The 24,354-nt window shown below is 69.0% G+C and carries 23 protein-coding genes; 3 read left to right on the plus strand and 20 right to left on the minus strand.

The window, feature by feature from the left end; translation table 11 throughout:
* Window positions 1-25 precede the first annotated feature (25 nt).
* The 13 genes from ABZX37_RS21185 to ABZX37_RS21245 all read right to left on the minus strand — a co-directional run bounded on the left by ABZX37_RS21185 (window position 26) and on the right by ABZX37_RS21245 (window position 12,468).
* Window positions 26-1,828, minus strand: a complete 1,803-nt coding sequence (locus tag ABZX37_RS21185) for an ABC transporter ATP-binding protein (RefSeq protein WP_354741912.1) — start codon at window positions 1,826-1,828, stop codon at window positions 26-28.
* Complete coding sequence (locus tag ABZX37_RS21190; RefSeq protein ID WP_354741914.1) at window positions 1,825-2,730, minus strand: ABC transporter permease; 906 nt, start codon at window positions 2,728-2,730, stop codon at window positions 1,825-1,827. Before ABZX37_RS21190 ends, ABZX37_RS21185 begins: the two co-directional genes overlap by 4 nt.
* Entirely contained in the window at window positions 2,727-3,680 is a 954-nt protein-coding gene (locus ABZX37_RS21195) for an ABC transporter permease (RefSeq protein WP_354741916.1), read from the minus strand. The genes ABZX37_RS21190 and ABZX37_RS21195 overlap by 4 nt, the downstream gene beginning before the upstream one ends.
* Window positions 3,681-3,846: 166 nt before the next feature.
* On the minus strand, window positions 3,847-4,647 hold the full coding sequence (locus tag ABZX37_RS21200) for a RidA family protein (RefSeq protein ID WP_354741918.1): 801 nt from the start codon (window positions 4,645-4,647) through the stop codon (window positions 3,847-3,849).
* A 2-nt stretch (window positions 4,648-4,649) separates the two neighbouring features.
* Window positions 4,650-5,036: a RidA family protein gene (locus tag ABZX37_RS21205; protein WP_354741920.1), complete on the minus strand. Its 387-nt coding sequence runs from the start codon at window positions 5,034-5,036 to the stop codon at window positions 4,650-4,652.
* Window positions 5,037-5,057: 21 nt separating this feature from the next.
* Window positions 5,058-5,570, minus strand: a complete 513-nt coding sequence (locus ABZX37_RS21210) for an NAD(P)H-dependent oxidoreductase (RefSeq protein WP_354741922.1) — start codon at window positions 5,568-5,570, stop codon at window positions 5,058-5,060.
* A 14-nt stretch (window positions 5,571-5,584) separates the two neighbouring features.
* On the minus strand, window positions 5,585-7,048 hold the full coding sequence (locus ABZX37_RS21215; protein ID WP_354741924.1) for an aldehyde dehydrogenase family protein: 1,464 nt from the start codon (window positions 7,046-7,048) through the stop codon (window positions 5,585-5,587).
* A gap of 52 nt (window positions 7,049-7,100) precedes the next feature.
* Window positions 7,101-7,745, minus strand: coding sequence for a TetR/AcrR family transcriptional regulator (locus ABZX37_RS21220; protein ID WP_354741926.1), 645 nt, complete (start codon window positions 7,743-7,745; stop codon window positions 7,101-7,103).
* Window positions 7,746-7,758: 13 nt separating this feature from the next.
* Entirely contained in the window at window positions 7,759-8,265 is a 507-nt protein-coding gene (locus ABZX37_RS21225) for a flavin reductase family protein (RefSeq protein WP_354741928.1), read from the minus strand.
* A gap of 29 nt (window positions 8,266-8,294) precedes the next feature.
* Complete coding sequence (locus ABZX37_RS21230) at window positions 8,295-9,761, minus strand: aldehyde dehydrogenase family protein (protein ID WP_354741930.1); 1,467 nt, start codon at window positions 9,759-9,761, stop codon at window positions 8,295-8,297.
* Complete coding sequence (locus ABZX37_RS21235) at window positions 9,758-10,105, minus strand: RidA family protein (RefSeq protein WP_354741932.1); 348 nt, start codon at window positions 10,103-10,105, stop codon at window positions 9,758-9,760. The genes ABZX37_RS21230 and ABZX37_RS21235 overlap by 4 nt, the downstream gene beginning before the upstream one ends.
* Window positions 10,102-11,253 carry an LLM class flavin-dependent oxidoreductase gene (locus ABZX37_RS21240; RefSeq protein WP_354741933.1) on the minus strand — a complete coding sequence of 384 codons (1,152 nt, stop codon included), beginning with the start codon at window positions 11,251-11,253 and terminating at the stop codon, window positions 10,102-10,104. The genes ABZX37_RS21235 and ABZX37_RS21240 overlap by 4 nt, the downstream gene beginning before the upstream one ends.
* 45 nt (window positions 11,254-11,298) lie before the next feature.
* On the minus strand, window positions 11,299-12,468 hold the full coding sequence (locus ABZX37_RS21245) for an LLM class flavin-dependent oxidoreductase (protein ID WP_354741935.1): 1,170 nt from the start codon (window positions 12,466-12,468) through the stop codon (window positions 11,299-11,301).
* 195 nt (window positions 12,469-12,663) lie between these two features.
* On the opposite strand from ABZX37_RS21245, the gene ABZX37_RS21250 reads away from it, so the two are divergent.
* Window positions 12,664-13,317 (plus strand): Rid family hydrolase, encoded by a 654-nt coding sequence (locus tag ABZX37_RS21250; protein ID WP_354741937.1) that lies wholly within the window; start codon window positions 12,664-12,666, stop codon window positions 13,315-13,317.
* Between the two features lie 33 nt (window positions 13,318-13,350).
* A complete protein-coding gene (locus ABZX37_RS21255) occupies window positions 13,351-14,121 on the plus strand; it encodes an alpha/beta hydrolase (RefSeq protein ID WP_354741939.1) in 771 nt (256 codons plus the stop codon).
* Between the two features lie 223 nt (window positions 14,122-14,344).
* On the opposite strand, the gene ABZX37_RS21260 is transcribed toward ABZX37_RS21255, so the two are convergent.
* From ABZX37_RS21260 to ABZX37_RS21290, 7 genes are all read right to left on the minus strand, one after another.
* The gene (locus ABZX37_RS21260; RefSeq protein WP_354741941.1) at window positions 14,345-15,559 is read right to left on the minus strand and encodes an LLM class flavin-dependent oxidoreductase; all 1,215 of its coding nucleotides are present in this window, start codon (window positions 15,557-15,559) and stop codon (window positions 14,345-14,347) included.
* Window positions 15,560-15,595: 36 nt separating this feature from the next.
* A complete protein-coding gene (locus tag ABZX37_RS21265) occupies window positions 15,596-17,944 on the minus strand; it encodes a DPP IV N-terminal domain-containing protein (protein ID WP_354741943.1) in 2,349 nt (782 codons plus the stop codon).
* 14 nt (window positions 17,945-17,958) lie between these two features.
* A complete protein-coding gene (locus tag ABZX37_RS21270) occupies window positions 17,959-18,738 on the minus strand; it encodes an enoyl-CoA hydratase-related protein (protein ID WP_354741944.1) in 780 nt (259 codons plus the stop codon).
* A 19-nt stretch (window positions 18,739-18,757) separates the two neighbouring features.
* The gene (locus tag ABZX37_RS21275) at window positions 18,758-19,765 is read right to left on the minus strand and encodes an acyl-CoA dehydrogenase family protein (RefSeq protein ID WP_354741946.1); all 1,008 of its coding nucleotides are present in this window, start codon (window positions 19,763-19,765) and stop codon (window positions 18,758-18,760) included.
* The gene (locus ABZX37_RS21280; protein WP_354741948.1) at window positions 19,765-20,898 is read right to left on the minus strand and encodes an acyl-CoA dehydrogenase family protein; all 1,134 of its coding nucleotides are present in this window, start codon (window positions 20,896-20,898) and stop codon (window positions 19,765-19,767) included. The genes ABZX37_RS21275 and ABZX37_RS21280 overlap by 1 nt, the downstream gene beginning before the upstream one ends.
* 115 nt (window positions 20,899-21,013) lie before the next feature.
* Complete coding sequence (locus tag ABZX37_RS21285) at window positions 21,014-21,685, minus strand: TetR/AcrR family transcriptional regulator (protein ID WP_354741950.1); 672 nt, start codon at window positions 21,683-21,685, stop codon at window positions 21,014-21,016.
* 114 nt (window positions 21,686-21,799) lie between these two features.
* Window positions 21,800-22,933: an LLM class flavin-dependent oxidoreductase gene (locus ABZX37_RS21290; protein WP_354741952.1), complete on the minus strand. Its 1,134-nt coding sequence runs from the start codon at window positions 22,931-22,933 to the stop codon at window positions 21,800-21,802.
* A gap of 235 nt (window positions 22,934-23,168) precedes the next feature.
* Between ABZX37_RS21290 and ABZX37_RS21295 the strand changes: the two genes are divergently transcribed.
* Window positions 23,169-24,347: a thiolase family protein gene (locus ABZX37_RS21295; RefSeq protein WP_354741954.1), complete on the plus strand. Its 1,179-nt coding sequence runs from the start codon at window positions 23,169-23,171 to the stop codon at window positions 24,345-24,347.
* Window positions 24,348-24,354 lie beyond the last annotated feature (7 nt).

Genomic DNA, 24,354 nt, shown 5'->3' on the forward strand with positions numbered 1-24,354 from the left:
GCGGCGCGCACGCCGATAGTCGCGATCAGTCCAGATCCAGCGCCGGAGTGTCCTTCAACAGAGCTTGCGTGTACGCGTGCTGCGGCGAGTCCAGCACCTGGTCGACCGCGCCCTCCTCCACGATGACCCCGGTATCGAGAACCGCGACCCGGTCCGCGATCGCCCGGACGACCGCCAGGTTGTGCGTCACGAACAGCAACGTCAGGTTCTTCTCCGCGCACAGCCGTTCGATCAGCAGCAAGATCGACGCCTGGACCGAAACGTCGAGCGCGGACGTGATCTCGTCGCAGACCAGCAGGCTCGGATCCGTCGCGAGGGCGCGCGCGATGGTCACCCGCTGCCGTTCGCCGCCGGAGAGCTCGGACGGACGCCTCGTCGCCAGCCGCGGGTTGAGCGCGACGTCGTCGAGCAAGGCGTCCACCCGCTCGTCCAGTTCGGCCGAACCGGCGACCGAGCCGAGCGTGATCAGCGGTTCGGCGATCGAGTCCCGGACGGACCGGCGCGGGTTCAGCGCCTCGGACGCGTTCTGGAAGATGTACTGCACCGCCCGGCGTTCCTCGCGCGACCGGTTCCGGGCGCCGAACCGCAACGGGCTCCCGCCGACGGTCATCGCCCCGGTCGCCTCTTCGTGCAGTCCCGCGATGCACCGGCCCAGCGTCGTCTTGCCGGAACCCGATTCGCCGACCAGCGCGGTCACCAGGCCGCGCGGCACGTCCAGGTCGATGTCCTTCAGCACCTGGTAGCCGGAGTACGAAGCGGTCAGCTCGCGCACCGACAGGAAGCCATGACCGGCTTCCGCGGGAGCGCTTACGCGCGCGGCGAGGGCTGCGTTGGCGGGCGGCGAACTGCGCACGACCTCGGTCCGGCGGCACATCGCGACGTGGCCGGATTCGAGTGCCACCGGCTGGATCTCGCCGGTCCGGCACTCCGGTTCCGCCAGGTCGCAGCGGGCCGCGAAAACGCACCCGTCGGGCCGTTCGTCCAGCGGGGCCACCCGGCCGCGCACTGAACTCAGCACGCGCCGCCGGTGCGGATCGGGGATGACCTGGATCAGCCCGCGGCTGTAGGGATGCCCGGCGGCGCGGACGATCGCGTCGGCCGGTCCCGCCTCGACGAGCCGTCCGTAGTACATCACCCCGATCCGGTCGGCCAGTCCGCCGACGACCGCCAGGTCGTGGCTGACGTAGATCCCGGCGGTGCGGTGCCGTTCGCACAGCTCTCGCACCATCCGCAGCACGTGCGCCTGGGTCGTGACGTCGAGGCCGGTGGTCGGCTCGTCCAGCACGACGACCTTCGGATTGCAGATGAAGCCCATCGCGATCACGATCCGCTGCTGCTGCCCGCCGGAGATCTCGTGCGGGTAGCGCCGCAGGAATTCCTTCGTGGACGGAAGGCGCACGTCTTCGAGGATGCGCTCGATCCGTTCCCGTTGCTCCGCCTTGGAATCGACCCCGTGCACGGCCAGCGTTTCCGCCAGCTGAGCACCGAGCCGGCGGCACGGGTTGAGCGAGGAGAACGGGTCCTGCGGCACGTAGGAGATCAGCTCGCCGCGCCGTTTGCGCAGCGCCGGGCCGCGCAGCGACAGGACGTCGACCCCGTCGACCACTACGGAACCTCCGGTGATGCGGGTGCCGGGCCGCGCGTAGCCGAGCAGCGCCGAGCCGACCGTAGTCTTCCCGGACCCGGATTCGCCGATGACGCCGAGGATCTGGCCGGGCCGGAGGCTGAACCCGATGTCCCGCACCACGTTCACGTCCCGGTCCGCGAGATCCACCCGCAGGTCCGCGACCTCGATCGCCTGTTTCACCGTCTCCGCGACCGCCGTCATGCCGACTGCCCTCGCCGTCCGCTGAGGCCGGCGGCCTGCCCGAACGCGTCGGTCAGCAGGTTCGCCCCGACGGTGATGACCGCGATGGCGGCGACCGGCAGCAGCACCGGCAACGGGTTGGACAGAAGCATGGACTGGTTTTCGCTGATCATCATTCCCCAATCGACCGAGGGCGGCTGGCGGCCGAAGCCGAGGTAGGCGAGCGACGAGATGATGCCGATCGACCACGTGACCCGGATGCCGAACTGCACGGTGAGCGGCGCGACGATGCTCGGCAGGATCTCTCGCACGAGGATCCGCCGCCGCGGCACGCCGATCATTTCGGCGTACTGGACGAATCCGCGCCCGATCACCGCCAGCGAACCGCTTTCGACCACGCGCGCCACATACGGGATGTGCGAGATCGCGATGGTCACGACGATGATCCACCAGTTGACGCCGATGATGGACAGGAACAGCAGTGCCAGCAGCAGCGACGGGAACGACAGCACGATGTCGAGGATCCGCATGATGACCTGGCCGAGGACACCGCGGCGGTAGCCCGCGATGAGGCCGAGCACCACTCCGGCCCCGACGCCGACCGCGGTCGCGAGCAGTGCCAGCGCGAGGATCACGTTGCCGCCGTTGAGAAATCGGCTCAGCACGTCCCGGCCCAGCCCGTCCGCGCCGAGGACCGTCCCGTCGCCGGGCAGCGCATACGGCGCGCTGATGAGTTCCGAAGCGGAGTGCGGGCTGAAGAACGGCCCCAGGAACGCGACCGCCGCGACGAGAACCACCAGGGCGAGGCCGATCCGTCCTTCGGTTCGGCGCAACGCGGCTCGCACGAGCAGGCCGAATCCGCCGCGTTGTTTGTGCCTGGTGCGCTCGCCGACCGCGGCTTCGGCCGTTTCGACGTCCGTCATCGTGCCCCCTTGCGAAGGGTCGGTGTCATCGCGACAGTTCCGAGGTCCGCGACGCTGTTCAAAATCACGTAGACCGCGGCGAGCATCAGCGCCAGTGCCTGGACCACCGGCAGGTCGCGGCTCTGGATCCCTTGCACGAACGCGAATCCGATGCCCGGGAACTGGAACACGGTCTCCACCACCACGATCCCGCCCGCGAGATACGCCAGGGTCTGCGCGCTGACCTGGAACACCGGACCGGCGATCGCGGGCAGGGCGTGCTTGACGATGACCTGCCGTTCGGGCACGCCCTTCAACCGCGCCATCGCCACGTAGTCGCTTTCGAGCGCCTCGAGCATGCAGGCGCGCACTGTGCGGGCGATGTACGGCAGGCTGACGATGACCAGCGTCAGCACCGGCAGCACGAACGCGCTGGCTTGGGACAAGAGCGGCTGGTCCGGATCGATCAGCGACACCGCCGGCAGCACGTGCAGCACGTTCGTCGCGAAGAGAGCGACGAACAACAGGCAGAACACGAACTCGGGGATCGCCACGATCACCAGCATCACGACACTCGCGGTGTGGTCCGCCGCGCGGTCCCGGCGGATCGCGGTCAGGATGCCGATCGCGGTCGCCAGCGGGAGCGCGATGACCCCGGTGACGACCAGCAGGACGAGCGTGTTGGCCACCCGGTCGCCGATCAGCGCGCCGACGCTCATGTTGGTGGCCAGGGAGTTGCCGAGGTGCCCGTGCACCAGATCGGTGAGCCACAGCCAGTATTGCGCGACGAGCGACTGGTCGAGGTGCATCCGGGCGCGGAGGCTTTCGAGCGCCGCGGGGGTGGCCTGCTTGCCGAGCTGGACGAGCGCGGCGTCGCCGGGAAGCGCCTGGGTGGCGGCGAAGACGACTATCGAGATGATCACGAGGGTGAGCAGCGCGAAAAGCACTCGCGCCGCCAGCATTCGCTTCATCGGCGGGTCCTTCCCATTGTGGGGACGTCCGGCGCAGCTGCTGCGGGACGGGAAACCGGCGGCCGGGAATCGCGGCGAGGCACTACATACGTACCAGTTGGTTTGAACGAAGCTACTGGGCGTTTCCGCAGGTGTCAACGCTTCGGGGAGCCCGGCCGCCGACCCGTTACGCGCTCGTGTTCCTGGCTTCCGGGACCGCTGCGACCGCGTCGACGACGACCCGGGCAGCACCGTCCAAACAGGTCACTTGGGTGATGCGCGGCGGATACGGTCCCGGTGCGAGCCGCTCGTTCAACGCGGTCCAGAACTCGGCCCGGTCGTCGTCGGAGACGAGGTAGCAGTTGAGCTTCACGAGATCCGCGAGCGTGCATCCGGCCTCCGCCAGCGCGGCGGACAGCCGGTCGAGGCAGATCCCGGTCTCCTCGGCCAGCGTCGTCGCCTCGGGCAGCCGGTCGCCCGTCGCCCAGTCCAGGGCGGCGGCTTCGGCGAACACGAGACCGCCCGCCGCCACGCCCATCGAACGACCCGACTGGTCGCTGTCGAAGAAGCCGGGGTTCACCGCGGCCCGCCCGCCCGGCGGTTTGACCGCCACCACTTCGATCTCGACCCGGCAGTCCCCGGCCAGCCCGGCGACGATCGTCAGGCACTTCGGGTAGGGGCCTGGCGCGAAGACCTCCTTGAACGCCTCGCGGAACTCCGCGCGGTACTGGTCGTCGGAGAGGTAACAGTTCACCTTCACGATGTCCGCGAGGGTGCCGTCGGCCTGCTCCAGCGTCTTGAGGATCCCGGCAAGGCAGATCCGCAGTTCGTCGGCGATGGTGACCGCCTCAGGCTGCCGGGTAAGCGTGGTCAGGTCCAGCGCCATCCCGCCGAGGAAGACCAGATCCCCGATCACCGCCGCGCCGCCGAGACCGAACTTGCGCCGCAACTCCGGGTCACTGCCGGGGTAGGTGAGAAAAGCAGTCACCGTCAGTCCTTTCCTTCGCCCGCCGGGCGTACGGCGATCGCGTCCACCTGCACTCGGCAGTCGCTCACCAGGTCCATGCGCACCATCGCGCGCGACGGATACGGCCCTGGTGCGAGGAGATCGCGCCACGCCGCCGCGAAGTCGAGCCGGTGTTCCTCCTCGCTGACGAAGCACGTCACCTTTGCCAGGTCCCGCAGCGTGCAGCCGGCTTCGGCGAGGGTCCGTTCGATCCGTTGGAGAATCACGCGGGTCTCGTCCTTGATGGTGTCCGCTTCGGACACTCGCTTCATCGTGGCGACGTCGATGGCCGACGCCGCGGTGAAAACCATGTTCCCGGCAACGGTTCCCGCCGCTATTCCGGCGGTGTTGGTGCTGAGCAGCTGTCGCATTGCTCGCCTCTCAGTCGGTGGTCAGGCGTTCGGGATGACGCTGCGGAGCCCTTCGGACGACGCGATCGCCCTGGCGAGTTCCACGAGCGCGATTCCCTGGGTGCGGGCCTGGTCGGCGCGCTCCGCGGTGAGGGTCTGGTCCGGGGTGTAGCTGTCGGCGTTCACATACAAGCCGGGCGAAACGACGTGTGCGGCGAAGAAATCGACCAGTACGCCGCGCATTGCCTGCAAGCCCAGGAAGTGGTGATCGCTGCCCGCCGTCGCGACGATCGCGACCGCACGGCCGGTGAGTGCTTCTCGCGGCGTGCCGTCGAGAAGGGCTTTGAATGGCGACGCGTACGACGCGCGGTACATCGGCGCACCGAGAACGAAAGCGTCCGCGTCCGCCATCCGCGCCACGACCTCGGTCAGGTCTCGGTGTTCTGCTGCCTGGACGAGTTCGGTAGCGGCACCTGCCGCGGCCGCGCCGTCCAAGACTGCCTGCAAAGCCGCAGCCGTCCGCCCGCCGATGCTCGGCGAGCAGCTGATCGCCATTGCCTTCACCCGGCTCACCACCGCGACAGGACGAGCTTGTGGTCGGTGTAGAAGTCCAGCGGCCCGTCGCCGCAGATGTGCAGGTCGCCGTAGAACGACGAACCGGCGCCGCCCATGGTGAAGTTCATCGGCGGGGCCGGGAACGTGTTGATGCCGACGTTGCCCGCCGTCGAGCGCTGCTCGAACTCCCGGGCGATGGAGCCCGACCGGGTGTAGACAGTCGCGGCGTTGCCGAATTCGGTGTCGTTCGCCAGCTCCACCGCGTCGTCGAACGAGGCGGACCGGTGGATGTTGACGATCGGGCCGAAGGTCTCGTCGCGGTCGACGGGAGAACCCGGCTCGACGTCCACGAGCACAGTAGGGCCGAGGAAGTACCCGTCCGGCGTGCCGCTGACCGGCCGCACGCCCCGGCCGTCCAAAACCGCCTTCGCTCCCCCGCTGATCGCCGCGTCCACTGTCGCTTCGAGACGTTGCTTGCTCTGCGCGCTCACCACCGGCCCCATCGTCGTGCGCGGATCGAGACCGCTGCCGACAACGAGTTCCGACGCCCGCGCGACGACCATCTCCACCAGCGAGTCGTAAACGCTCTCGGCGGCGATGACGCGAGTATCGGCGAGACAGCGCTGCCCAGCCATCCCGAAGACCGACGAGACGATGCCCGCTGCCGCCCGTTCCAGGTCGGCATCCTCGGCGACCACGATCGGGTTCTTGGCGCCTCCGTTCGCCTGGACCCGTTTGCCCTCAGCCGCGGCGGCCGCGTAGATGGACCGCGCCGTCGGCGTCGAGGTGATGCAGGAGACCGCGGCGACCTCGGGACTGGCGATGAGCCGCTTGACCGCGTCGGCGCGCCCGTGAACCAGGTTCAGCACCCCTGGCGGCAGCTCGGCCTCTTCGAGGATCTTGATCAGGTGCGTCGACGCGTACGGGTCCTGTTCGGACACTTTGAGCACAAGCGTGTTGCCGCACACGAGCGCCCAGGCGGCGAACTGCCCGGGATTCATCACCGGGAAGTTGGACGGGGTGACCGCGGCGCACACGCCGAGCGGGACCCGCACGCGGCGGGCGTCGAGGCCGGCCGCGACATTCCCGCTGGCCGAGTGGTAGATCATCGGTGCCGCCGCGGCGCATTCGATCGCGTCCACGAGCCGGGTGACCTCGCCGCGCGCCTCGTCCAGCGTCTTGCCCTGGTCGAGCGAGACGGTCTCGGCGAGCGCCTCGGCATCGCGCTGCACCAACGCCTTGAACCGGTTGACGTAGGCGACCCGGCGGCTCAGCGACAGCGCCGACCACGGGCCGAACGCGTCCGCCGCGGCCTGGACCGCGTCGTCCACATCGGACTCGCTGGCCGCCGCGACCTCGCCGAGCCGCGCGCCGGTCGCCGGATCGAAGACGTCGATGGCTTCGGCGCCGTTTCCGGTGCGCCACTGCCCGCCGACGAACTGGCGCGGCTCCGGACGCTGTGATGTTGCAGAACCCATAGTGACCTCGTTCTCGTTGCCTTGGCCGGTCAATGAACCAACCGGTTGGTAGTCAGATCTCCCGACGGCTTTCCGGGACAGCGTCGGCGCCTAGGCCGTCGACGACGAGGCTGCCGAACGCCTCGCCGACTTCCCGCGGTGTCACCGTCCCCTGCGGATCGAGCCAGTGGTACGCCCAGGCCCCGATGCCGATCACCGCGAACGCCAGCAGTTTCGGCGGCACCGGCGCGGCGAAGTCGCCGTTCGCGATGCCCTTTTCGAGCACTTCGGTGACCAGCCGTTCGAACTCCGTCCGCTTGCGCCGGATCTCCGCGAACGTCCGGCCGGACAGGAACCGGTACTCCTGCATGAAGATGGCGATTTCCGCCCGGTAGACGCTGATCGGCTCGATCAGCACCTCGACCATCACGCGGCGCAGCAGCTCGTCCGGCGGGCCGCCGCTGGCGACGACGCCGCGCAGGAGGTCGAGCTGGTGGTCCACGAAATGGTCGTGGATCTCGTGCAGGACGTCCTCTTTGGTGTCGAAGTGGTGGTAGAACGCGCCTTTCGTCAGCCCGGCCCCGGCCACGATCTCCTGGACGGACGTCGCGTGGTAGCCGTGTTCCTCGAACAGCCGCACCGCGCTGTCGAGCAGGAGCTGGCGCGTGCCGTCCGGATCGCGCACCGGAGGCGTCTTCTTGCGGGCTCGGGCGGGCATCGGGCAGCTCCGTTCAGTGCGCCGCGGCACCGGACTCAAGGTGCTCGCCGGTGAAGAATTTCCGGCGGGCATAGGCCAGAGCGTGCGAACCGTCGTCGGCGGAGCCCTCGACGACCGCGCCGACGAAGATGATGTGATCGCCCGCCGGAACGGCCTGTTCGACCCGGCACACCACGTGCGCGGCGGCCGCGTCGAGCAGGATCGGCCCGCCGCCGGCCGCCGGGAGCGTCCATCGCTGGTCCTCGAACTTGCGGTCGGATTTGGTCGCGAAGTGCATCGCCACCGGTTCGCATCCGGTGCCGAGGTAGTTGATGGTGAAGGCGTTGGTTTCCTTGATCGCGGCAAGGGTGTTCGAGCCGCGGTCGATGCACGCCAGTGCGAGCGACGGTTCCAGCGAGACCGAGCAGACCGCCGAAACGGTCAGGCCGTGGGGCTGTCCGTCCGCGCCCATCGCGGTGACCACGGCCGCTGGCCCCGGTGCGGCCGCCATAATCGTTTTGAACGTCGTCAGGTCGATCATTTCGCTCCTCGCCGATCCGGCGGGCCCGTTCAGCCCACGTGCGCGATGACGGTCTTGAGTTCGGTGTAAACGTCTTCCATCGGGTACCGGCCCTGGGTGCGGCCGAGGCCGCTGAGCTTCCCCGCGCGACCGCCGTACGGCAGGTGCACCTCGGCGCTGGACGTGCTCGTGTTGACGTTCACCGTCCCGGCCGGGGCCCTCTCCGCGAACCGGAGGCCCCTGGCCAAGTCCTTGGTGTACACAGCCGCGGACAGCCCGTACGGAGAGGCCTGCATGATCCGCAGCGCTTCGGTTTCCGAGCTGATCCGCTGCAGCGGGGCGACCGGTCCGAATGTCTCCTCGACCGCGACTGCCATCGACTCGGTCACGTCGGCGAGAACGGTGGGCTGCCAGTACAGGTCGGTCGGGAATCCCGCCGCCCGCTCGCCGCCGAGCAGCAGCTTCGCGCCGTCGGCGACCGCGGAACGCACGTGCTGGTCGATCTTTCCGGCGAGGACGGCGTTGTTCACCGGACCCATCGTCGTGTCCTCGGCGAACGGATCGCCCAGCTTGATCTCCCGGCGCACGGCCGCGGTGAAGGCTTCGGCGAATTCGTCGTAGATCGCCTCGTGGACCAGGAACCGTCCGGCCGCGATGCAGTTCTGCCCAGCGCAGTAGTAGGTCGAGGACACTGAGCCTGGGATCGCGAGGGCGAGGTCGGCGTCGTCGAGCAGCACAGTCGGGCCGTTGCCGCCGAGTTCGATCAGCTGCGCCTTGCCCGCCGCGCGCTGCGCGACCCGGAGGCCGGTCGGCACGGAGCCGGTGAACGCCACCACCTGCACGTCCGGATGCCCGCTCAGCGCGTCGCCGATGACCGCGCCCTGTCCGGTCACCAGGTTGAACACGCCCTCGGGCAGCCCGGCGTCGATCAGGCACCGGGCGAACTCGTAGCACGTCAGCGTCGTGGTCGGCGCGGGCAGTGTCACGACGGTGTTCCCGGACGCGAGCGCCGGGGCGACCTGGCCCGCCATGGTGCCGAGCGGGAAGTTCCACGGCCCGATCGCGGCCACGACTCCCCTCGGAACGCGAGAGATGAGCACTCGTTTCGCGGTGTCGGCGAGCGGCGGGAGAATTCCGTCGAGGCGCTTGGCGCATTCGATGGCGCTCTGGAAATACTCGATCGTCTCGTCGACCTCGCCGAGCGCCTCGACGCGGTACGGCTTGCCCTGCTCAGAGGCCAGCAACCGGCCGAGGTCTTCGCGGCGCTCGGAGATCACTTCGATCGCGCGCTCCAGGAACTTGATGCGCTCGAAGACCGACGTCGCCGCCCATGTCTCGAACGCGTCCCCTGCGGCCGCGACCGCGGTCTCGACATCCGCCGGGGCGCCAAGCGCGAAGCTGCCGAGGAGTTCGCCGGTAGCCGGGCTGACAGCGTCCTGCCGTTCGGCCCCGGCCGACTCGACCGGCCTGCCGCCGATGATCGGTCCGGCGTGGACGGAAATCGCTGTCGCGGTCATGCGCGGCCCTCCGGTCGGACCGCGGTGGCGTCGAGGTGGACGCGGTGTTCGCCGGGGATGCCGACGACCTGGGTGATGCGCACCAGCCGAACGTCCAGCGAGGCGAACCGTGCGTCCCAGGTCTGCCAGAACTCGCCCCGGTAGCCGTCGTCGGAGAGGTAGCAGTTGACCTTCACGAGATCGCCGAGGCCGCACCCCAGCTGTCCCAACGTCTTCTCCAGTTCGTCGAGACACTTCGCGGTCTCGTCGGCGACGGTCCCGGCACTTGCCGCGGAAGCGGTCGCGAAGACGAGCCCGCCGGCGAGCACTGCCGCCGAGCCTTCGCTGTCGAGGAAAGCAGTCATGATGCGTCCTTGAGTTCGGCGGCCGCCTTGCGCACCGCGGGGAGGACCTCGTCGGCCAGCAGCCGCAGAGTCGTCTCCAGTTGGTCGTCGGAGACCCGGCCGAGCGCCAGCGACCAGTGCTCGATGCCGTAGTCGCGGTGCATCCGGATCATCCGTTCGGACACCGTGTCCGGCGAGCCCACGAGGAGGTAGTCGCGGTCCATCATCAGGTCGAACGGCTTCATCGACTCGAACGCCGGATCGCTCGGATCCTCGTCCTCCTCCAGCCACTCCCCCAGTCCGCGCACCCGTTTGATCAGGTTGAACCGGACCGCGACCTGCTCTTCCATCATTTCGCGGGCCGCTGCGTCGGTGGCTGCCACGCAGGTGTCGCGCACCAGCACGCAGGGACCAGGCATGTAGGAGGGCGGGCCGCCGTGCTGTGCGGCGACCTCGGCGTAGGCCGCGCCCAGTTTCTGCGCGCGCCGGGGAGTCGAATGCGAGGTGATGATTCCCAGCCCCTGCCGTGCCGCGGACCGGAAGCCTTCGAGTCCTTGCGACACCGCGTAAAGCGGCGGCGTCGGCGACTGCACCGGCTGCGGGAGCACGGCCAGCCCGGCCAGATAGCCGTCACTGTCGTGATAGGACTCGTACGCCTTGGCCGGCCATTTCGTCTTCGGCCGCGGGATCTGGTAGCGCTCCGACTGCCAGCTGAACGGATCCTCCGTCCACGCCGCCCGGACCATGGCCAGGTGCTCGTCGAAGATCGCCCGGGACCGCGCTTCGTCGGCCCGGTCGGCATCCGGATTCAGGTTCACGATCTCCCCGGCGAGAATGCCGCGCGAGAACGCGACATCGACCCGGCCGCCGCTGAAGTGGTCGAGCATCGCGAGGTCCTCGGCCAGCCGGATCGGGTGCCACAGCGGCAGCGACACCGCCGCCATCCCGAGCCGGATCCGCGACGTCCGGGCGGCCAGGTCCGCGCACAGCAGCACCGGGTTGGGCAACTGGTCGGTGCCCTCGGCGTCGAAATGGTGCTCGCCGAGCCACATCCCGTCGAAGCCCAGTTCGTCGGCGAGCACGACCCGGCGGCGGACCTCGTCCAGCAAATCCGACCACGCCCGTCCCCGCCCCTGATTCGCGAGCACGTAGAACACGTCAAACCGCATACCGACCATCCCTCACTGCCACGGTGTTGGGTTCATTTCCCGCGCTCACGGCAGCAATCCGATGCCGGGCGCGCCCTCGTCTTCTTCGTCGGCCGCCGCGGCGGTTTCGCGCGGCGGCCCCATGTCGTAGGTGACCCCCAGATCGCCGCCGACGTCGTACTCCTTCAGCGCGGGCAGCACCTCTTTGGAAAGGAGCGAGAAATTGGCGTCGGCGATGTCTTCCGGCATGCCGCCGTAGGCCGGGACCATCAGGACCCCGCCCGCGTTCAGCCGGTCCACGTATTCGAGCACTTGCGCCGTGACCTGGTCCGGCGTTCCCCACACCTGCAGATCGGCGAGGAAGCTGCTGAAGCCCTCGATGCCGTGTTTGGCGATGTTGCGGCTCAGCCCCGCGTAGTACTCGTAGCCCTCGATGTCGGCGAAACCGACATTGTCGAACTCGTAGTGCTTCACCGTCGAAAGCGCGTAATTCTGCAGATAATGCTCGCGAATGTGCTGCGCCTTCTCCTCCGTGGGCGCCGCGCCGACGAACAACGCGATAATCGGCTTGGGCGGCTGCGTCCCGTTGATCTCGACGAACCGGCGCCGGTAGTTCTCCAGTTCCCGCTCGACGGTGTGCCACGGCTTCTGCGCGATCACCATGATGCCGACGCCGAGCCGGGCGACCAGGTCGATCGATTCCGGGGAGATCGCCGAGGCGAAGGTCCGACCGCGGAAGCTCGCGTACGGCTCGGGCCGGATCTCGACGCGCGGCTGCCGGTACAGCTCCCCGTCGTACTCCATCACCCCGGTTTCGAGCCCGGCGGTGACCGCTTCGGCGTACTCGGTGAACAGCCGGCGCGAATGCCCCATCTCGACCCGGAGACCCTCGAACTCCGTCCGGCCGAGCCCGCGCCCGATGCCGAGCAGCGACCGGCCGCCGGAGAGATGGTCGAGCAGGGTGAAGCTTTCCGCGACCCGGACCGGGTCGTTCCACGGCAGCACCGACACCATCGTGCCCAGGCGCAGCCGCGACGTCTGCCCGGCCAGCCACGAGAGGAACTGGGGGACGTTCGGAGTCATGTCGTAGTCGGTGAAGTGGTGTTCCGGAGTCCACACCGAGTCGAAGCCCGCCGCCTCCGCCTCCAGGGCGTAGCGCGTCTCGTGCCGGTAGACCTCGGCGTCGCTCCGGCTTCGCCCGAGATTCTGGAAGATCAGTGAAAGACCCGTGTGCATGGAGACCGCCCTGTCTGGCTGACGAAGCTAGTTCCGACTAGTCGGTATGAAGTTAGAGAGGCGACACGCTCGAAGTCAAGGCCGCTCCGCAAGCCTTGCATACCGTCCGGTCGGTTGCATAGGGTGCGGGGCAAGGACGTGCCCGCCGCCGTTTGCCCGGGCGGTCCTCCCGACGACCCGGCAAGGAGCCCGATCGTGACGCAATTCCTCACTCCCCCAGCCTCAGGCGCGGCGAGCAGCGGTTTCGTCTTCGCCTCCGCGAGCGGCCCGCACCCAGGCACGACCGCGGACGAAACCCGCGCCTGTGTCGAGAAAATCGCCGCGACGCTCGCTTCGGCCGGACGCGGGCTGGCGGACGTCGTCAAGGCGAACATCTGGATCGCCGACGAGGCCCTTCACGACGATGTCGCAGCCGCGTATCGCGCGGCGCTAGGACCCGATTGCCGTGCGGTGCTGACGATCCTGGCCGCCGGAGTCCCCGGCGGAGGCCGCGTGGCGATCGATGTCGTTGCCGCACAATCGGATGCCGCTCCGGTCGCGCCTTTCGTCTACGCGTCCAGCCTCGCGATCGACGTCGCGACCATGCGCCGGGTACCGGAGGCCGCCACGATCGCCGGTGAGACAGCGGTGGTCTTCCAGCGCATCGGGAAGCAACTCGATGCCGCCGGACTGTCCGTGAAGGACATCGTCAAGACGACGACGTACGTGCGCGACGAGTCCTACCTCGAGGAATTCGAACAAGCGTACCGGGAAATCTTCGCCTCCCAGGATTTGCCCGCCCGCTGCACGGTCCTGCTGGGACTGGCCGGCGACTGCCGGATCCAGGTCGAGGTCACCGCTGCGGCGTGACCGCCCGGCACTGGCGACGAGGAAGGGCTCTGCATGCTGCTGGAAACCTACGAATGGGGAAATCCCGACGGCGCGCCGGTCGTCCTGGTGCACGGCGTGGGCTCGCACGCCGGGAGCTGGCGCAAGGTCGTCGACGAGCGCTGGGGAAAACGGTTCCGGATCATCGCGTTCGATCTGCGCGGGCACGGCCGCTCCGGATGGGAACCGCCGTGGACGCACGCCACCTACGTGGACGACCTGCTCGAATCGGTCGACGCACTGGGGCTCGACCGGCCGGACTGGATCGGCCGGTCCTTCGGCGGCAGGCTGATGCTCGACCTCGCGGCCCGCGCCCCCGAGCGGATCCGGCGGCTCGCGCTGCTGGAACCGGTCGTGCGGATCCCGGCCGAGCTGGCAAGGCACCGCGCCGAACAGGAATTGACCGGCGGGGAATGGGATTCGTTCGAACAGTTCGTCGCCAGCCGCGAAAACCTCGGCCCGGATGTCGACGTCGAGAAGTTCAAGGCGGAGCTGGCCGACGAGTTCGACACCCTCCCGGACGGGCGGCTCAAGCGGCGCACCAGCCAGGCGGCCGTCGTGTCCATCTTCAGCGAGTTCGCCGCGCCGGCGCCGCCGCCGGAAACGCTCCGTGTCCCGGCGATGCTCCTGTACGCGCCCGCGTTCGGTCTGGTCACCCCGGAACAGCTTGAGGCTTACCGGCCGTACCTGGAGCAGATCGTCGAGGTGCCCGGGCTGCACCAGATCCTGACCACGGCGTTCGACGAAACCGCGGACGCGGTGGAGAAGTTCCTGCTTGCGCCCTAGCTCCCGGCCGTGCGCGGGGTCGTTGTCCGTGAGGGGAACCCTGAGGGAATCTGATTCCCTCAGGGTTCCCCTCACGGACAACAAGAACCAGTTAAATGGTGGCGGATCGGGCGTTTCGTCGGGCTTGGCGTCCTTTGTGGACGATCAGCAGCCGGGGAGGGCACACCGCTCAGCTCCCTGGCATTGCCGGGATTCCTTCAAGGGGTCCTTCACGACCCTCCGGTCAGTCGTTGCGCAGCCCGCGTTCGCGCAGCCGCGGCATCAGGTGGTCCCGCATCTGCTCGACGCCCCGGTGCGGATCGAAGAAGCACAGCGCGACCTGCCCGACCCCCGCTTCGTGCAGGCCCGCCAGTTTGTCCGCGACCGTGTCGTAGGAACCGAACAGCTGGTAGCCGTGCATGCCGAGGCCGAACTGCGTGTAGCGGTCCTCCCCCAGGCCCAGGTACCGGTCTTCGAGATCGGCCTCGGGACCGAGCCCGGTGCGGATGATGTGATTCCGCAGCGCCTCGCGGTCGATCTCCTCAGCCATCCAGCGGACCTTCTTCTCCGCCTCGGCGTCCGTCTCCTCCATAACCACGTAACACATCGCGCAGATCCGGATCTTGCGCCCGTATTGCGCCGCCGCGGCGTGGATCTTCTCCGCCTTGGTGCGGTACTCGTCCAGGCTGCCGCCGGTGACGTTGCTCGCGATGAACATCAGATCGCATTGCCGGGCGGCGTAGTCGAACCCGATGTCCGACTGTGCCGCGCTCATCAGCAGCGGACGCGGCGAGGACTTCGGTCGCGGGCTCACCTGGGCCCCGTAGGCCTGGAAGTACTTGCCTTCGAAGTCGATCGGGTGGTCGGAGGTCCACAGGTACTTCAGCAGCGTGGTGAACTCGTCGGCGATTTCGTACTTCTGCTCGCGGGACGGCTTGTCGCCGATGCCGAACTGCGCGTAGTCGTTGGCGTTCGTGGACGCGATGATGTTGACGCCCAGCCGCCCGCCGGCGACGTGGTCGGTGGCCGAGGTGATCTTCGCGAGCCAGAGCGGATGGACGCCGTAGCCGACGTGGAAGGTCGTCAGCAGGCCGAGACGTTCGGTGATCGCCGCCGCGGCGGCGGGCGCGGTGGCGAAGTCCAGCGCCGAGTCGTTCCAGCCGATCTCGCCGCCGAACCCGCTCCACATCCCGTATTGCAGCTGGCTGTCGAAGCCCGCGGCCTCGGCCCCTTTCAGCAGCTTCGAGGCCGATGGCCATTCCCAGAAATCCCGCAGCCGCGCCGGGTCGCTCAGCACCGCTTTGGTGGCCGACAGGCCCGACCGCACGTTCCAGGCGAACAGGGACAGATGCAGCGGATGGTCGCCGGAGAGGTCGGGCTGGCCGCCGGGATCGAACGGCCCCCGCAGCACCTCCGCCTTCTCGGTATCGGACTTGAGCTGTCGAATCGACTCGGGCATTTCTCCTCCTGCTCGGAGTTTCGGATGATTCCCGGCTCAGGTGACGTGCAGGCGTTCGCCGGGAGAGACGTCCAACTGGTGGTGCCGAAGCGGTGCACGGCCTTGCACGTGCTCGACGAAGTAGTCCCACAACCGCTTCTGGTAGTACGGCTCAGTCGTGTAGTGATGGTCGCGGCCGGGCAGCGGCAGCACGTCGAAGTCCTTGCCCGCGTCGATCAGCGCAGCCGTGAACCGCAGCACCCCGGAGGGTTCGACCTGTTCGTCAAGATCGCCGTAGACGATCGCCAGTCGCCCGGACAGCCGTGCCGCGTAGGTGCTCGGCGACAGGCGCGCGTAATTCGGCGCAATCTCGTCCGGGCTCCGTCTCGCGGAGCGGCCGTCGCCGTAGTCGGGTTTGCCGAAGTGCGGTTCGGGGACGTAAGCCGAGGACACGCTCGGGTCGAGAGCTGGCGAGCTGGCGAAACCGACCGCGTAGAAGTCCGGTTCGAGCAGCATCGCCATCACCGTGCCGTAGCCGCCGGAGGAATGCCCGCTCACGCCTACGCGTGTCAGGTCCATCCAGGGCCGGGTGCGGGCGGCGTCTTCGATCGCTGCGCGGTGGTGCTTGATCCCGAACCGGTCGCGCTCGCCCCAGGTCAGGTCGCGGAACGCCCGCGAGCGGATCGGCGTGCCGGGGCCGTCGAGCAGAACGACGGCGAAGCCCATCTCGGCCAGCGAGTGCAGGCCGAACATGAACATGCCGTTGAGGCCTTCGAGGAAGCTGCGCGGCTGCGCCAGCACCTGGTGACCGCCATAGATGCGCTCCAGCACCGGCCAGCTGTCCCGTTCGGCGAACCGGCGTGGCTTGACGAGCACGCCCCAGACGTCGGTCTCGCCGTCGGCGGCCTTGGCACGGAACACCTCGGGAGGCGTCCAGCCGATCTCGTCCAGCCCGCTGGTGTCGGCGCGCGCGAGTTCGCAGACGTCCTTGCCGTCGGCGTCGCGGAGCATGATCACCGGCGGCAGATCTACGCGGGAGATGTTGTCCACGAAGTACTTTCCCGACGGGGCCACGCAAGAACGGAGATCCGCGCGCTGTCCGCTGTCCCGGATCACAGTGCCGAACGGAACGGCCGGGAACGCGTGGTCGGCGTCCTCCGGCGTCAGGCACTTCAATCCGGCGTTGGGTTCCGTACCGTCCAGGTCGACGCGGTACAGCGCGCGCAGGTAAGGGTTCCGGCCGGGCTCGACGCCGCCCGCGGTGAAGAAGACCTGGCGGCCGACCGTGCGGACGACGTCTTGGACGACCCAGTCGCCGTCGGTCACCTGCCGCGCCGCGCCCGTCGCGAGGTCGATCAGCCACAGATGCGGCCAGCCGGAAGCGAAGGTGAACCAGAGCAGTTCGTGCCGCTCGGGCAGATACCGGACGTTGTCGTCATGGAACCACACGTTGTTGAACCGGAACATGTGGTCGTACTCGAGGCAGACGACGCGCACCGCGCCGGTCGCGGCGTCGATCTCGACGACCGCGGCCTGGTCCTGCGCGGTCGTGGACGCCAGCGCGACGATCGTGCCGCGCGCGGTCCACCACGCGTGCCAAGGAAGAATCCGCAGTTCTCCGGGAAGCGAACCGACGCGCACGCGCGAACCGTCCGCCACGTCGAGCAGATACCACTCCCACCGGGAGTCCTCGGCGTCGCCGCTCATTTTCCCGCGCACATAACGCACCTTGGGCAGCACGTCGCCGTCTTGCGGGATGTTCTCGACGAACGGGTACGCCGTCACCGCGCGTTCGTCGACGCGCGGCACGAGCGCACGGGTCCCGTCGGGGTTCCAGAAGCAGCCGATCGCGCCGGGCGGCCGGCCGGTGCGGTCGCGGTCAATCCGGTCGTCGGAGGCATCCGGGGCCTCCGCCCAGCCGTAGTGCTCCTCGCCGTCGGTGGTCAACTGCCGTTCGGTGCCGGACGGGGTGCGAACCCAGAGGTTGTGGTCCCGAACGAACAGTTCTTCGCCACGCGGGCCGAGGAAACCGTTCGGGTCCGGGACCGGCAGTTCGGTGCTGCTGCCGTCGCGGGGGTCGATCCGCAGCCGGGTGCCGTCGACGGAGACGATGACGGAATCCCCGTCGTACTCGACCCCCGCGACCGGCAACCGCGCCGGATCCGCGCCCAGCGCCCGCGCCGCCAGTTCGTGGTCGAATGCCGGACCGCGTGCGCCGGTCGCAGCGTCGACCAGCAGGAACTCGTGGCCCGCGCGGTGCTCGTGCCGGAACCAGAACCGGTCTTCCCCTGGCAGCCAGGTCGGAACGATCAGCAGGTTCGTGGCTCGCTTCAGCAGCTCGCTCGGCCACAGCTGCGCGGCCCGTTCGTAGTCTTCCGGCCCCAGTGCCTGGTCGTCCGACGTCATCGTGCCCCTTCCCTCTACGCGCCGACGAAACGCGGCTTCCGCTTCTCGCGGAACGCGGCCATCGCCTCCGCAGAGTCCTGAGTGGACTGCACTACCGCCTGCTCCGCCGCGACCATCGACAGCGAGGTCCGGAAGTCGAGGTGCTCGCCGTCGCGCACCAGGCGCTTGATCGCCCGGATCGCCACCGGCGGCCCGTCCGCCAGCCGCCGGCACAGCCGCGCCGCCTCCTCGGCCAGCGCCTCCGGACTGTGCACGGACAGCACCAAACCCAGCTCCAGCGCCTCGTCCGCCTCGACGAACCGGCCCGTCCACAACAGCTCCAGCGCCCGTGCCCGGCCGACGATCCGGGGCAGCAGATGCGCGCCGCCGTCCCCGGGTATCAGCCCGACGCGCACATACGCCTCGGAGAACCTCGCCCGGTCGGAAGCCAGCCGGATGTCGCACGCGAGCGCCATGTCCATGCCCGCCCCCACCGCGACCCCGTCGACGGCCGCGATCAACGGCTTGTCGAGTTCCAGCGCTGCGGCAGCGACCCAGTGCACGCGCTGGGTGAGCACTTCCTGCCGTGCCAGGGTCGAGGTGATCTCGGCGAAGTCGTCCAGATCGACGCCCGCGCAGAACGCGTCTCCCGCACCGGTGACCAGGACGACGCGCACGGCGGGGTCAGCGTGCGCGGACCGGAGCGCTTCGGCCCAGGCGTCGAGCATCGCGAGCGTGAAGGCGTTCTTGCGGTGCGGGCGGTTCAGCAGGATCGTGGCGATCCCGTCGTCCACTGTGTACTCGAGGTCAGCCATGCGGAGGTCCTTTCGCCGGTCACGAGCACACGAGCGGCCACAGCTCGCGCCGCCCGGCTCCCGTCGCGAGGTCGGTGAGCAGTTCGTCCCAATGCCGGACGGACCCGAATTCCGAGCGCCACGCCAGAGCCGCGGCGGTGAACTCGTGCAATTGGTGCTCACGGGTCGTCCCGATCGCGCCGTGCACTTGATGCGCGTTCCGCACCACAGTGGACACCGCGTGTCCGGCGCACGAACGAGCAGCGGCGACACGGAATTCCAGCCGTGGGTCAGCCCATCCGGTACGCACGGCCTCGGTCAACGCGGCGTCGGTCGCGGCCCGCGCCAGTCCGGCTTCCGCCGCGGCATCGACGACAAGGTGCTGCACCGCTTGGAACTTCGTCAGCGGACGACCGAATTGGGTGCGCTCACTCGCGTGCTGCACGGTCAGCTCGACAATCCGGTCCAGCACCGCGCAGACCTGGACCGCACGCACGAGCGCACCGCGGAGCAGGAGTCGGTCGATCAGTTCGTCCGGCGCGGACACTCCGGGGAAGATCCCGAGGTCAGCCGTCACCCGGTCGCGCGGCTCCCCGGCGAGGTTCTGGCCCGGTTCGACGGTCAGGTTGGCCACGGCGGCATCGGTGACGCGCCATTTTCCGCCGCGCCGCCACGCCAGCACCGCGCGGTCGCAGTGCGAGAGCCACGGGACGGCGGCCGCCGTGGCATCGTCGTCAAGCAGGCAGACCGTGCGCCGCGCTCCGTCCGGCTCGATGCCGACCTCGTCCAGCAGCCAGCACGCCAGCAGATCGTGTTCGGCCAGCGGTGCCCGCACCCCGTGCGAGGCCGCTGCCCGCAGCAGTTCGGCAGCCTCCGGCCACCCGGCTCCGCTGCCGCCGCGCGATGCGCTGCCGGTCAACCGGACGAGACCAAGCTCCTCCAGCGTGCGCCACAGCCCCGGATCGCCCGGCACCGGTTCGGCGTACTCGGCCCGGTAATCCGCGAACACCGTCGCCATCAGCTCCGCCACGGACTTGTCCACCGCCATCAGCGCATCCCCAATCCGCGCGCGATCACGCCGCGCAATACCTCGTTCGTCCCGCCGCGCAGGGTGAACCCGGGACGTTGGACCACAGCCTCGTCGACCAATTCACGGAACTCCGGCGGCGAATCCGGCTCGACGAGCAGATCGGCGAAGTCGGCGATGTCGCCCTCGGTCGTGGTGCCGAGCACTTTCACCACCGCTGCCGCGGTGTCGGCGGGCTCGCCCCGTTCGAGCGCACCCGCGACGGCCAGCGACATCTGGTGCAGCCCGGTCAGCCGAGCGACATACCGGCCGAGGTCCGGCCGCCGCGGCACGGCGCCGGCTCGCATCTGCTCGGCGGTCTCGGCCAGCAGCGGGAAGGTGGACAGGAACCGCTCCGGACCGCTGCGCTCGTAGGCCAGTTCCGAGGTCACCTGCTGCCAGCCGTCGCCGATCGTGCCGAACACCAGCCCGTCCGGGACGAACACCTCGTCGAGGTGAACCTCGTTGAAGTGGTGCTCGCCGTTCATGGAGAGGATCGGCCGGATCTCGACGCCCGGCGACCGCAGGTCCACGATGAACTGGCTGAGCCCGGCGTGCCGGTGTTCCGGGTCCCGGGGGCTGCTGCGAGCGAGACAGATGAACGCGTCCGCACGGTGCGCGCCGGACGTCCACACCTTCGTCCCGGTGATCCGCCACCCGCCGTCGGCACGCTCCGCCTTCGTTCGCGCGCTCGCGAGGTCCGAGCCGGAATCCGGCTCGCTCATCCCGATCCCGAAGAAGCACTCGCCGCGCGCGATCGCGGGCAGATAGCGGCGTTTCTGTTCCTCAGTGCCGTACTTCAGCAGCGACGGGACGATCTGCCGGTCCGCGATCCAGTGCGCCGCGACCGGCGCGCCCGCCGCGAGCAGCTCCTCGGTCACCACGAACCGCTCCAGATGGCTGCGCCCGTGCCCGCCGTACTCGGGCGGGACAGTCATCCCGAGCCAGCCCTTGGCCGCCAACGCCCGGGTGAACTCCTCGTCCCAGCCGGTCAGCCACGAATCGACCCGCGGCCGGTCCGGCCGCGCGGCGAGGAACTCCCTGACTTCGGCACGCAGGTCCCGCTGCGAACGACCGTCTCCGGACGGCGGGGGCACCAGCCTGGGCGGGGTCATGAGCACCGTCCTGTTCGAGGCAGCGGATTGAACAATCCGACTAGTTGGTATTGAAGGTAGCCGCGAGGCTTCTTCCCGTCAACCACAAGGGAAACTGCCCGCAGCGACCAGGCCTTCAGGCCCGCTTCTTGCCCTTCGGCAACGATCCTTGACGCAAGCCGTCGACCACGATTTCGCCGAAAGCCTCGCCGATCTGCCGAGGCGTCATCGCGCCGCGCGGGTCGAGCCAGGTGTGCGCCCACGCCGCCACGCCGATGACCGCGAACGCCAGCACCCGGGGGGTGGCGACCGGCTTGAACGCGCCCGCCTCGATCCCCTGCTCGATCACCTGCGTGACGAGCTGCTCGAACTCGTCGCGCTTGCGCCCGATCGAGGCGAAGGTCTTGCTGGACAGAAACCGGTGCTCCTGCATGAAAATGGAGATCTCGGACCGGTAGATGCTGATCGGCTCGATCAGCACGTCGGTCATGATCCGGCGCAGCACCTCGTCCGGCTCGCCGCCCTCGTCCAGCACCGAATGCAGCCGTTTGAGCTGGAAATCGATGAACTGGTCGTGGATTTCGTGCAGGACGTCTTCTTTGGTCTCGTAATGGTAGTAGAACGCGCCCTTGGTGAGCCGTGCTTCGTCGACGATCTTCTGCACCGAAGTGGCGTGGAATCCGTCCCGTTCGAACAGCTTCAGCGAGGCGTCGACGAGCGCTTTCCGGGTGGCCTCCGGATCGCGGGGCGCCCTGGCCCGGCTCTGTGCGGCCGCGCGCTTTCCGGTGCGCGCCTGAGCGGCAGCCATCCCGTGCTCCTCATCTGGCCAACCCGGGCGGGTTGTGGATACCGACCGTTCAGACTGTAGCAGACGGTAACCACTGACCAGGGGATCCCGGGGCCCGCGCGCCGGGCGTCCCGCTCAGCCGAACGCCGCCTGCGCCTCGTCCCGGACCGGCTCGTCGGCGTAGCCGACCCCGATGTCGCCGCCGACGTCGTGCGCCTTGAGCGCGGGCAGCACCTCCCGGGCGATCAGGTCGAAGTTGGCGTCCGCGACCTCGACCGGCATCCCGCCGTAAGCCGGGACGAGAAGAACCGCCCCCGCGTCGAGGAATTCGACGTAGCCGAGCAGCTTTTCGACCACCTGCTCCGGCGTCCCCCAGACCTGCAGATCGGCGAGGAACCCGCTGAACTTGTCGATGCCGTGCCGGGCGATGTTGCGGCTGAGGCCCGCGTAGTACTCGTAGCCCTCGATCTCCGCGAAGCCCACATTGTCGAATTCGTAGTGCTCGACCGTGGAAAGGGCGTACCGCTGCAGATACACGTCGCGCAGCTCCTGGGCTTCCCGCTCGGTCGCCGCCACCCCGGCGAACACGCAGATCACCGGTTTCGGCGCCTCGCGGCCGTTGATCTCGTAGAACCGCTTGCGGTAGGCGGCCAGCTCAGCCCGCACGGTCTCCCACGGCTTCTGCGCGATGACCAGCAAGCCGATGCCCAGCCGCGCCATCAGGTCGATCGACTCGGGCGACACCGCCGAGGCGAACGTCCGGCCGCGGAACGACCCGCGCGGCTCCGGCCGGATGTCCACCCGCGGCTGGGTGTAGACCTCTCCCCCGTACTCCAGGACACCGGTCTCCAGCGCACTCGTGATCGCCTCGGTGTACTCGGTGAACAGCTTCCGCGACTTGCCCATTTCGACCTGGAAGCCGTCGAACTCCGCCCGGCCGAGGCCGCGCCCGATGCCCAGCAGCGACCGGCCGCCGGAAAGGTGGTCCAGCATGGTGAAGCTCTCCGCGACGCGGATCGGGTCGTGCCACGGCAGCACCGACACCATCGTGCCGAGCCGCAGCCTGCTGGTCTGCCCGGCGACCCAGGACAGGAACTGCGGCACGTTCGGCGTCAGCTGGTAGTCGGTGAAGTGGTGCTCCGGCGTCCACACCGAGTCGAAGCCCAGCTCCTCGGCCCTCGCCGCGTAGCGCAGCTCGTGCGCGTAGACGTCGCCGTCGGCGCGCCGGCGCCCCAGATTCTGGAAGACCAGGGTCAGTCCCGTATGCATCTCGGCTCCCGCAGATTCCGACTAGTTGGTATGTGAACCATAGAGTCTGTCGCGAACGGGCGTCAATGACGGGGTGGATTCTCTTGAGATCTTCCTTGTCACGTTGGCAATCAAAGCTTTCTTTGACATCGCACACCCTGTTCGGGTCGACCAGCGAGCCAGATCACTTCCCCTTCTTCGGACCGATCGGTATGTTGCCCAGACGAAGGCCGCTCCGGAAGAGAGGCGAAAACCGTTGCCGCAAGCCGTGATCGTTGACGCTGTCCGCTCGCCGATGGGCCGGGGGAAGACCTCCGGCGCTCTCGCCGCGCTGCACCCGGCCGATCTGCTGGGCCAGGTCCTCGCTGCCCTGGCCCAGCGCAATCGGCTCGACCCCCGCGAGGTCGACGACGTGCTCGTCGGCTGCGTGACCCTGTCCGGAGAACAGGCCGGAACCCCTGGCAGGCAGGCCGTGCTGGCCGCCGGCTGGCCGGTCGAGGTGCCCGCGGTGTCGATCGAACGCAAATGCGGCTCCGGGCAGCAAGCAGTGGAGTTCGCCGCGGCCGGGGTCACCGCGGGGCTCTACGACGTCGCGGTCGCGGCCGGGGTCGAATCGATGAGCCGGGTGCCGATCGGCTCGAACCGCCAGGGAGCGGACCCGCACGGCCCGGCGGTGCGCGAGCGCCTCCCGGATCTCGTACCGCAAGGCGTCGCCGCCGAACTGGTCGCGGCGAAATGGGGGCTGTCGCGCGCCGAGCAGGACGAGTACGCGGTCCGGTCGCACGCCCGTGCTGCGGAAGCCGCTGGCAGCGGCGCGTTCGACGGAGAGGTCGTGCCGATCGACGCATCCGGTTCGCTGGTGCGCCGAGACGAATCGATCCGTGCCGGAACGACGGCGGCGCGGCTGGCTGACCTCTCCCCCGCGTTCCGCACCGACGAACTGGCCCAGCGCTTTCCGCACGTCGAATGGTCAGTCACCGCCGGAAACTCCTCGCAGATCACCGACGGCGCGGCCGCACTGCTGGTGATGAGCGAGGAGAAAGCCGCCGCGCTCGGGCTGCGTCCGCGAGCCCGCATCGTGGCGTCGGCGGTGTGCGGCTCGGATCCGGAACTGATGCTCACCGGCCCGATCCCCGCGACGCACCGGGTGCTCGACCGGGCCGGGCTCGCCCTGGAAGCCATCGATGTCTTCGAGGTCAACGAGGCGTTCGCCGCGGTCCCGCTGGCTTGGCGCCGCGAATTCCCGGTGCCGGCGGAAAAACTCAACCCACGCGGCGGCGCGATCGCGCTCGGGCATCCGCTCGGCGCGTCCGGAGCCCGGCTCATGACCACGATGCTGGCCCACCTCGAAGCCACCGGCGCCAGGTTCGGCCTGCAGACGATGTGCGAGGCGGGCGGCATGGCGAACGCGACCGTCCTCGAACGGCTCGGTTGAAGGGAAC

The organism is Amycolatopsis sp. NPDC004079, from assembly GCF_040610415.1.
Lineage (GTDB): Bacteria > Actinomycetota > Actinomycetes > Mycobacteriales > Pseudonocardiaceae > Amycolatopsis > Amycolatopsis halotolerans.

Excerpts from the sequence above, each read along its gene's own strand:
- ABZX37_RS21195 (WP_354741916.1), bottom strand. The coding sequence starts at position 3,680 with ATGAAGCGAATGCTGGCGGCGCGAGTGCTTTTCGCGCTGCTCACCCTC.
- ABZX37_RS21190 (WP_354741914.1), bottom strand. The coding sequence starts at position 2,730 with ATGACGGACGTCGAAACGGCCGAAGCCGCGGTCGGCGAGCGCACCAGG.
- ABZX37_RS21265 (WP_354741943.1), bottom strand. The coding sequence starts at position 17,944 with ATGACGTCGGACGACCAGGCACTGGGGCCGGAAGACTACGAACGGGCC.
- ABZX37_RS21285 (WP_354741950.1), bottom strand. The coding sequence starts at position 21,685 with ATGGCTGCCGCTCAGGCGCGCACCGGAAAGCGCGCGGCCGCACAGAGC.
- ABZX37_RS21270 (WP_354741944.1), bottom strand. The coding sequence starts at position 18,738 with ATGGCTGACCTCGAGTACACAGTGGACGACGGGATCGCCACGATCCTG.
- ABZX37_RS21290 (WP_354741952.1), bottom strand. The coding sequence starts at position 22,933 with ATGCATACGGGACTGACCCTGGTCTTCCAGAATCTGGGGCGCCGGCGC.
- ABZX37_RS21275 (WP_354741946.1), bottom strand. The coding sequence starts at position 19,765 with ATGGCGGTGGACAAGTCCGTGGCGGAGCTGATGGCGACGGTGTTCGCG.
- ABZX37_RS21220 (WP_354741926.1), bottom strand. The coding sequence starts at position 7,745 with ATGCCCGCCCGAGCCCGCAAGAAGACGCCTCCGGTGCGCGATCCGGAC.
- ABZX37_RS21230 (WP_354741930.1), bottom strand. The coding sequence starts at position 9,761 with ATGACCGCGACAGCGATTTCCGTCCACGCCGGACCGATCATCGGCGGC.
- ABZX37_RS21245 (WP_354741935.1), bottom strand. The coding sequence starts at position 12,468 with ATGCACACGGGTCTTTCACTGATCTTCCAGAATCTCGGGCGAAGCCGG.
- ABZX37_RS21240 (WP_354741933.1), bottom strand. The coding sequence starts at position 11,253 with ATGCGGTTTGACGTGTTCTACGTGCTCGCGAATCAGGGGCGGGGACGG.
- ABZX37_RS21205 (WP_354741920.1), bottom strand. The coding sequence starts at position 5,036 with ATGCGACAGCTGCTCAGCACCAACACCGCCGGAATAGCGGCGGGAACC.
- ABZX37_RS21215 (WP_354741924.1), bottom strand. The coding sequence starts at position 7,048 with ATGGGTTCTGCAACATCACAGCGTCCGGAGCCGCGCCAGTTCGTCGGC.
- ABZX37_RS21260 (WP_354741941.1), bottom strand. The coding sequence starts at position 15,559 with ATGCCCGAGTCGATTCGACAGCTCAAGTCCGATACCGAGAAGGCGGAG.
- ABZX37_RS21225 (WP_354741928.1), bottom strand. The coding sequence starts at position 8,265 with ATGATCGACCTGACGACGTTCAAAACGATTATGGCGGCCGCACCGGGG.
- ABZX37_RS21280 (WP_354741948.1), bottom strand. The coding sequence starts at position 20,898 with ATGACCCCGCCCAGGCTGGTGCCCCCGCCGTCCGGAGACGGTCGTTCG.
- ABZX37_RS21235 (WP_354741932.1), bottom strand. The coding sequence starts at position 10,105 with ATGACTGCTTTCCTCGACAGCGAAGGCTCGGCGGCAGTGCTCGCCGGC.
- ABZX37_RS21210 (WP_354741922.1), bottom strand. The coding sequence starts at position 5,570 with ATGGCGATCAGCTGCTCGCCGAGCATCGGCGGGCGGACGGCTGCGGCT.
- ABZX37_RS21255 (WP_354741939.1), top strand. The coding sequence starts at position 13,351 with ATGCTGCTGGAAACCTACGAATGGGGAAATCCCGACGGCGCGCCGGTC.
- ABZX37_RS21185 (WP_354741912.1), bottom strand. The coding sequence starts at position 1,828 with ATGACGGCGGTCGCGGAGACGGTGAAACAGGCGATCGAGGTCGCGGAC.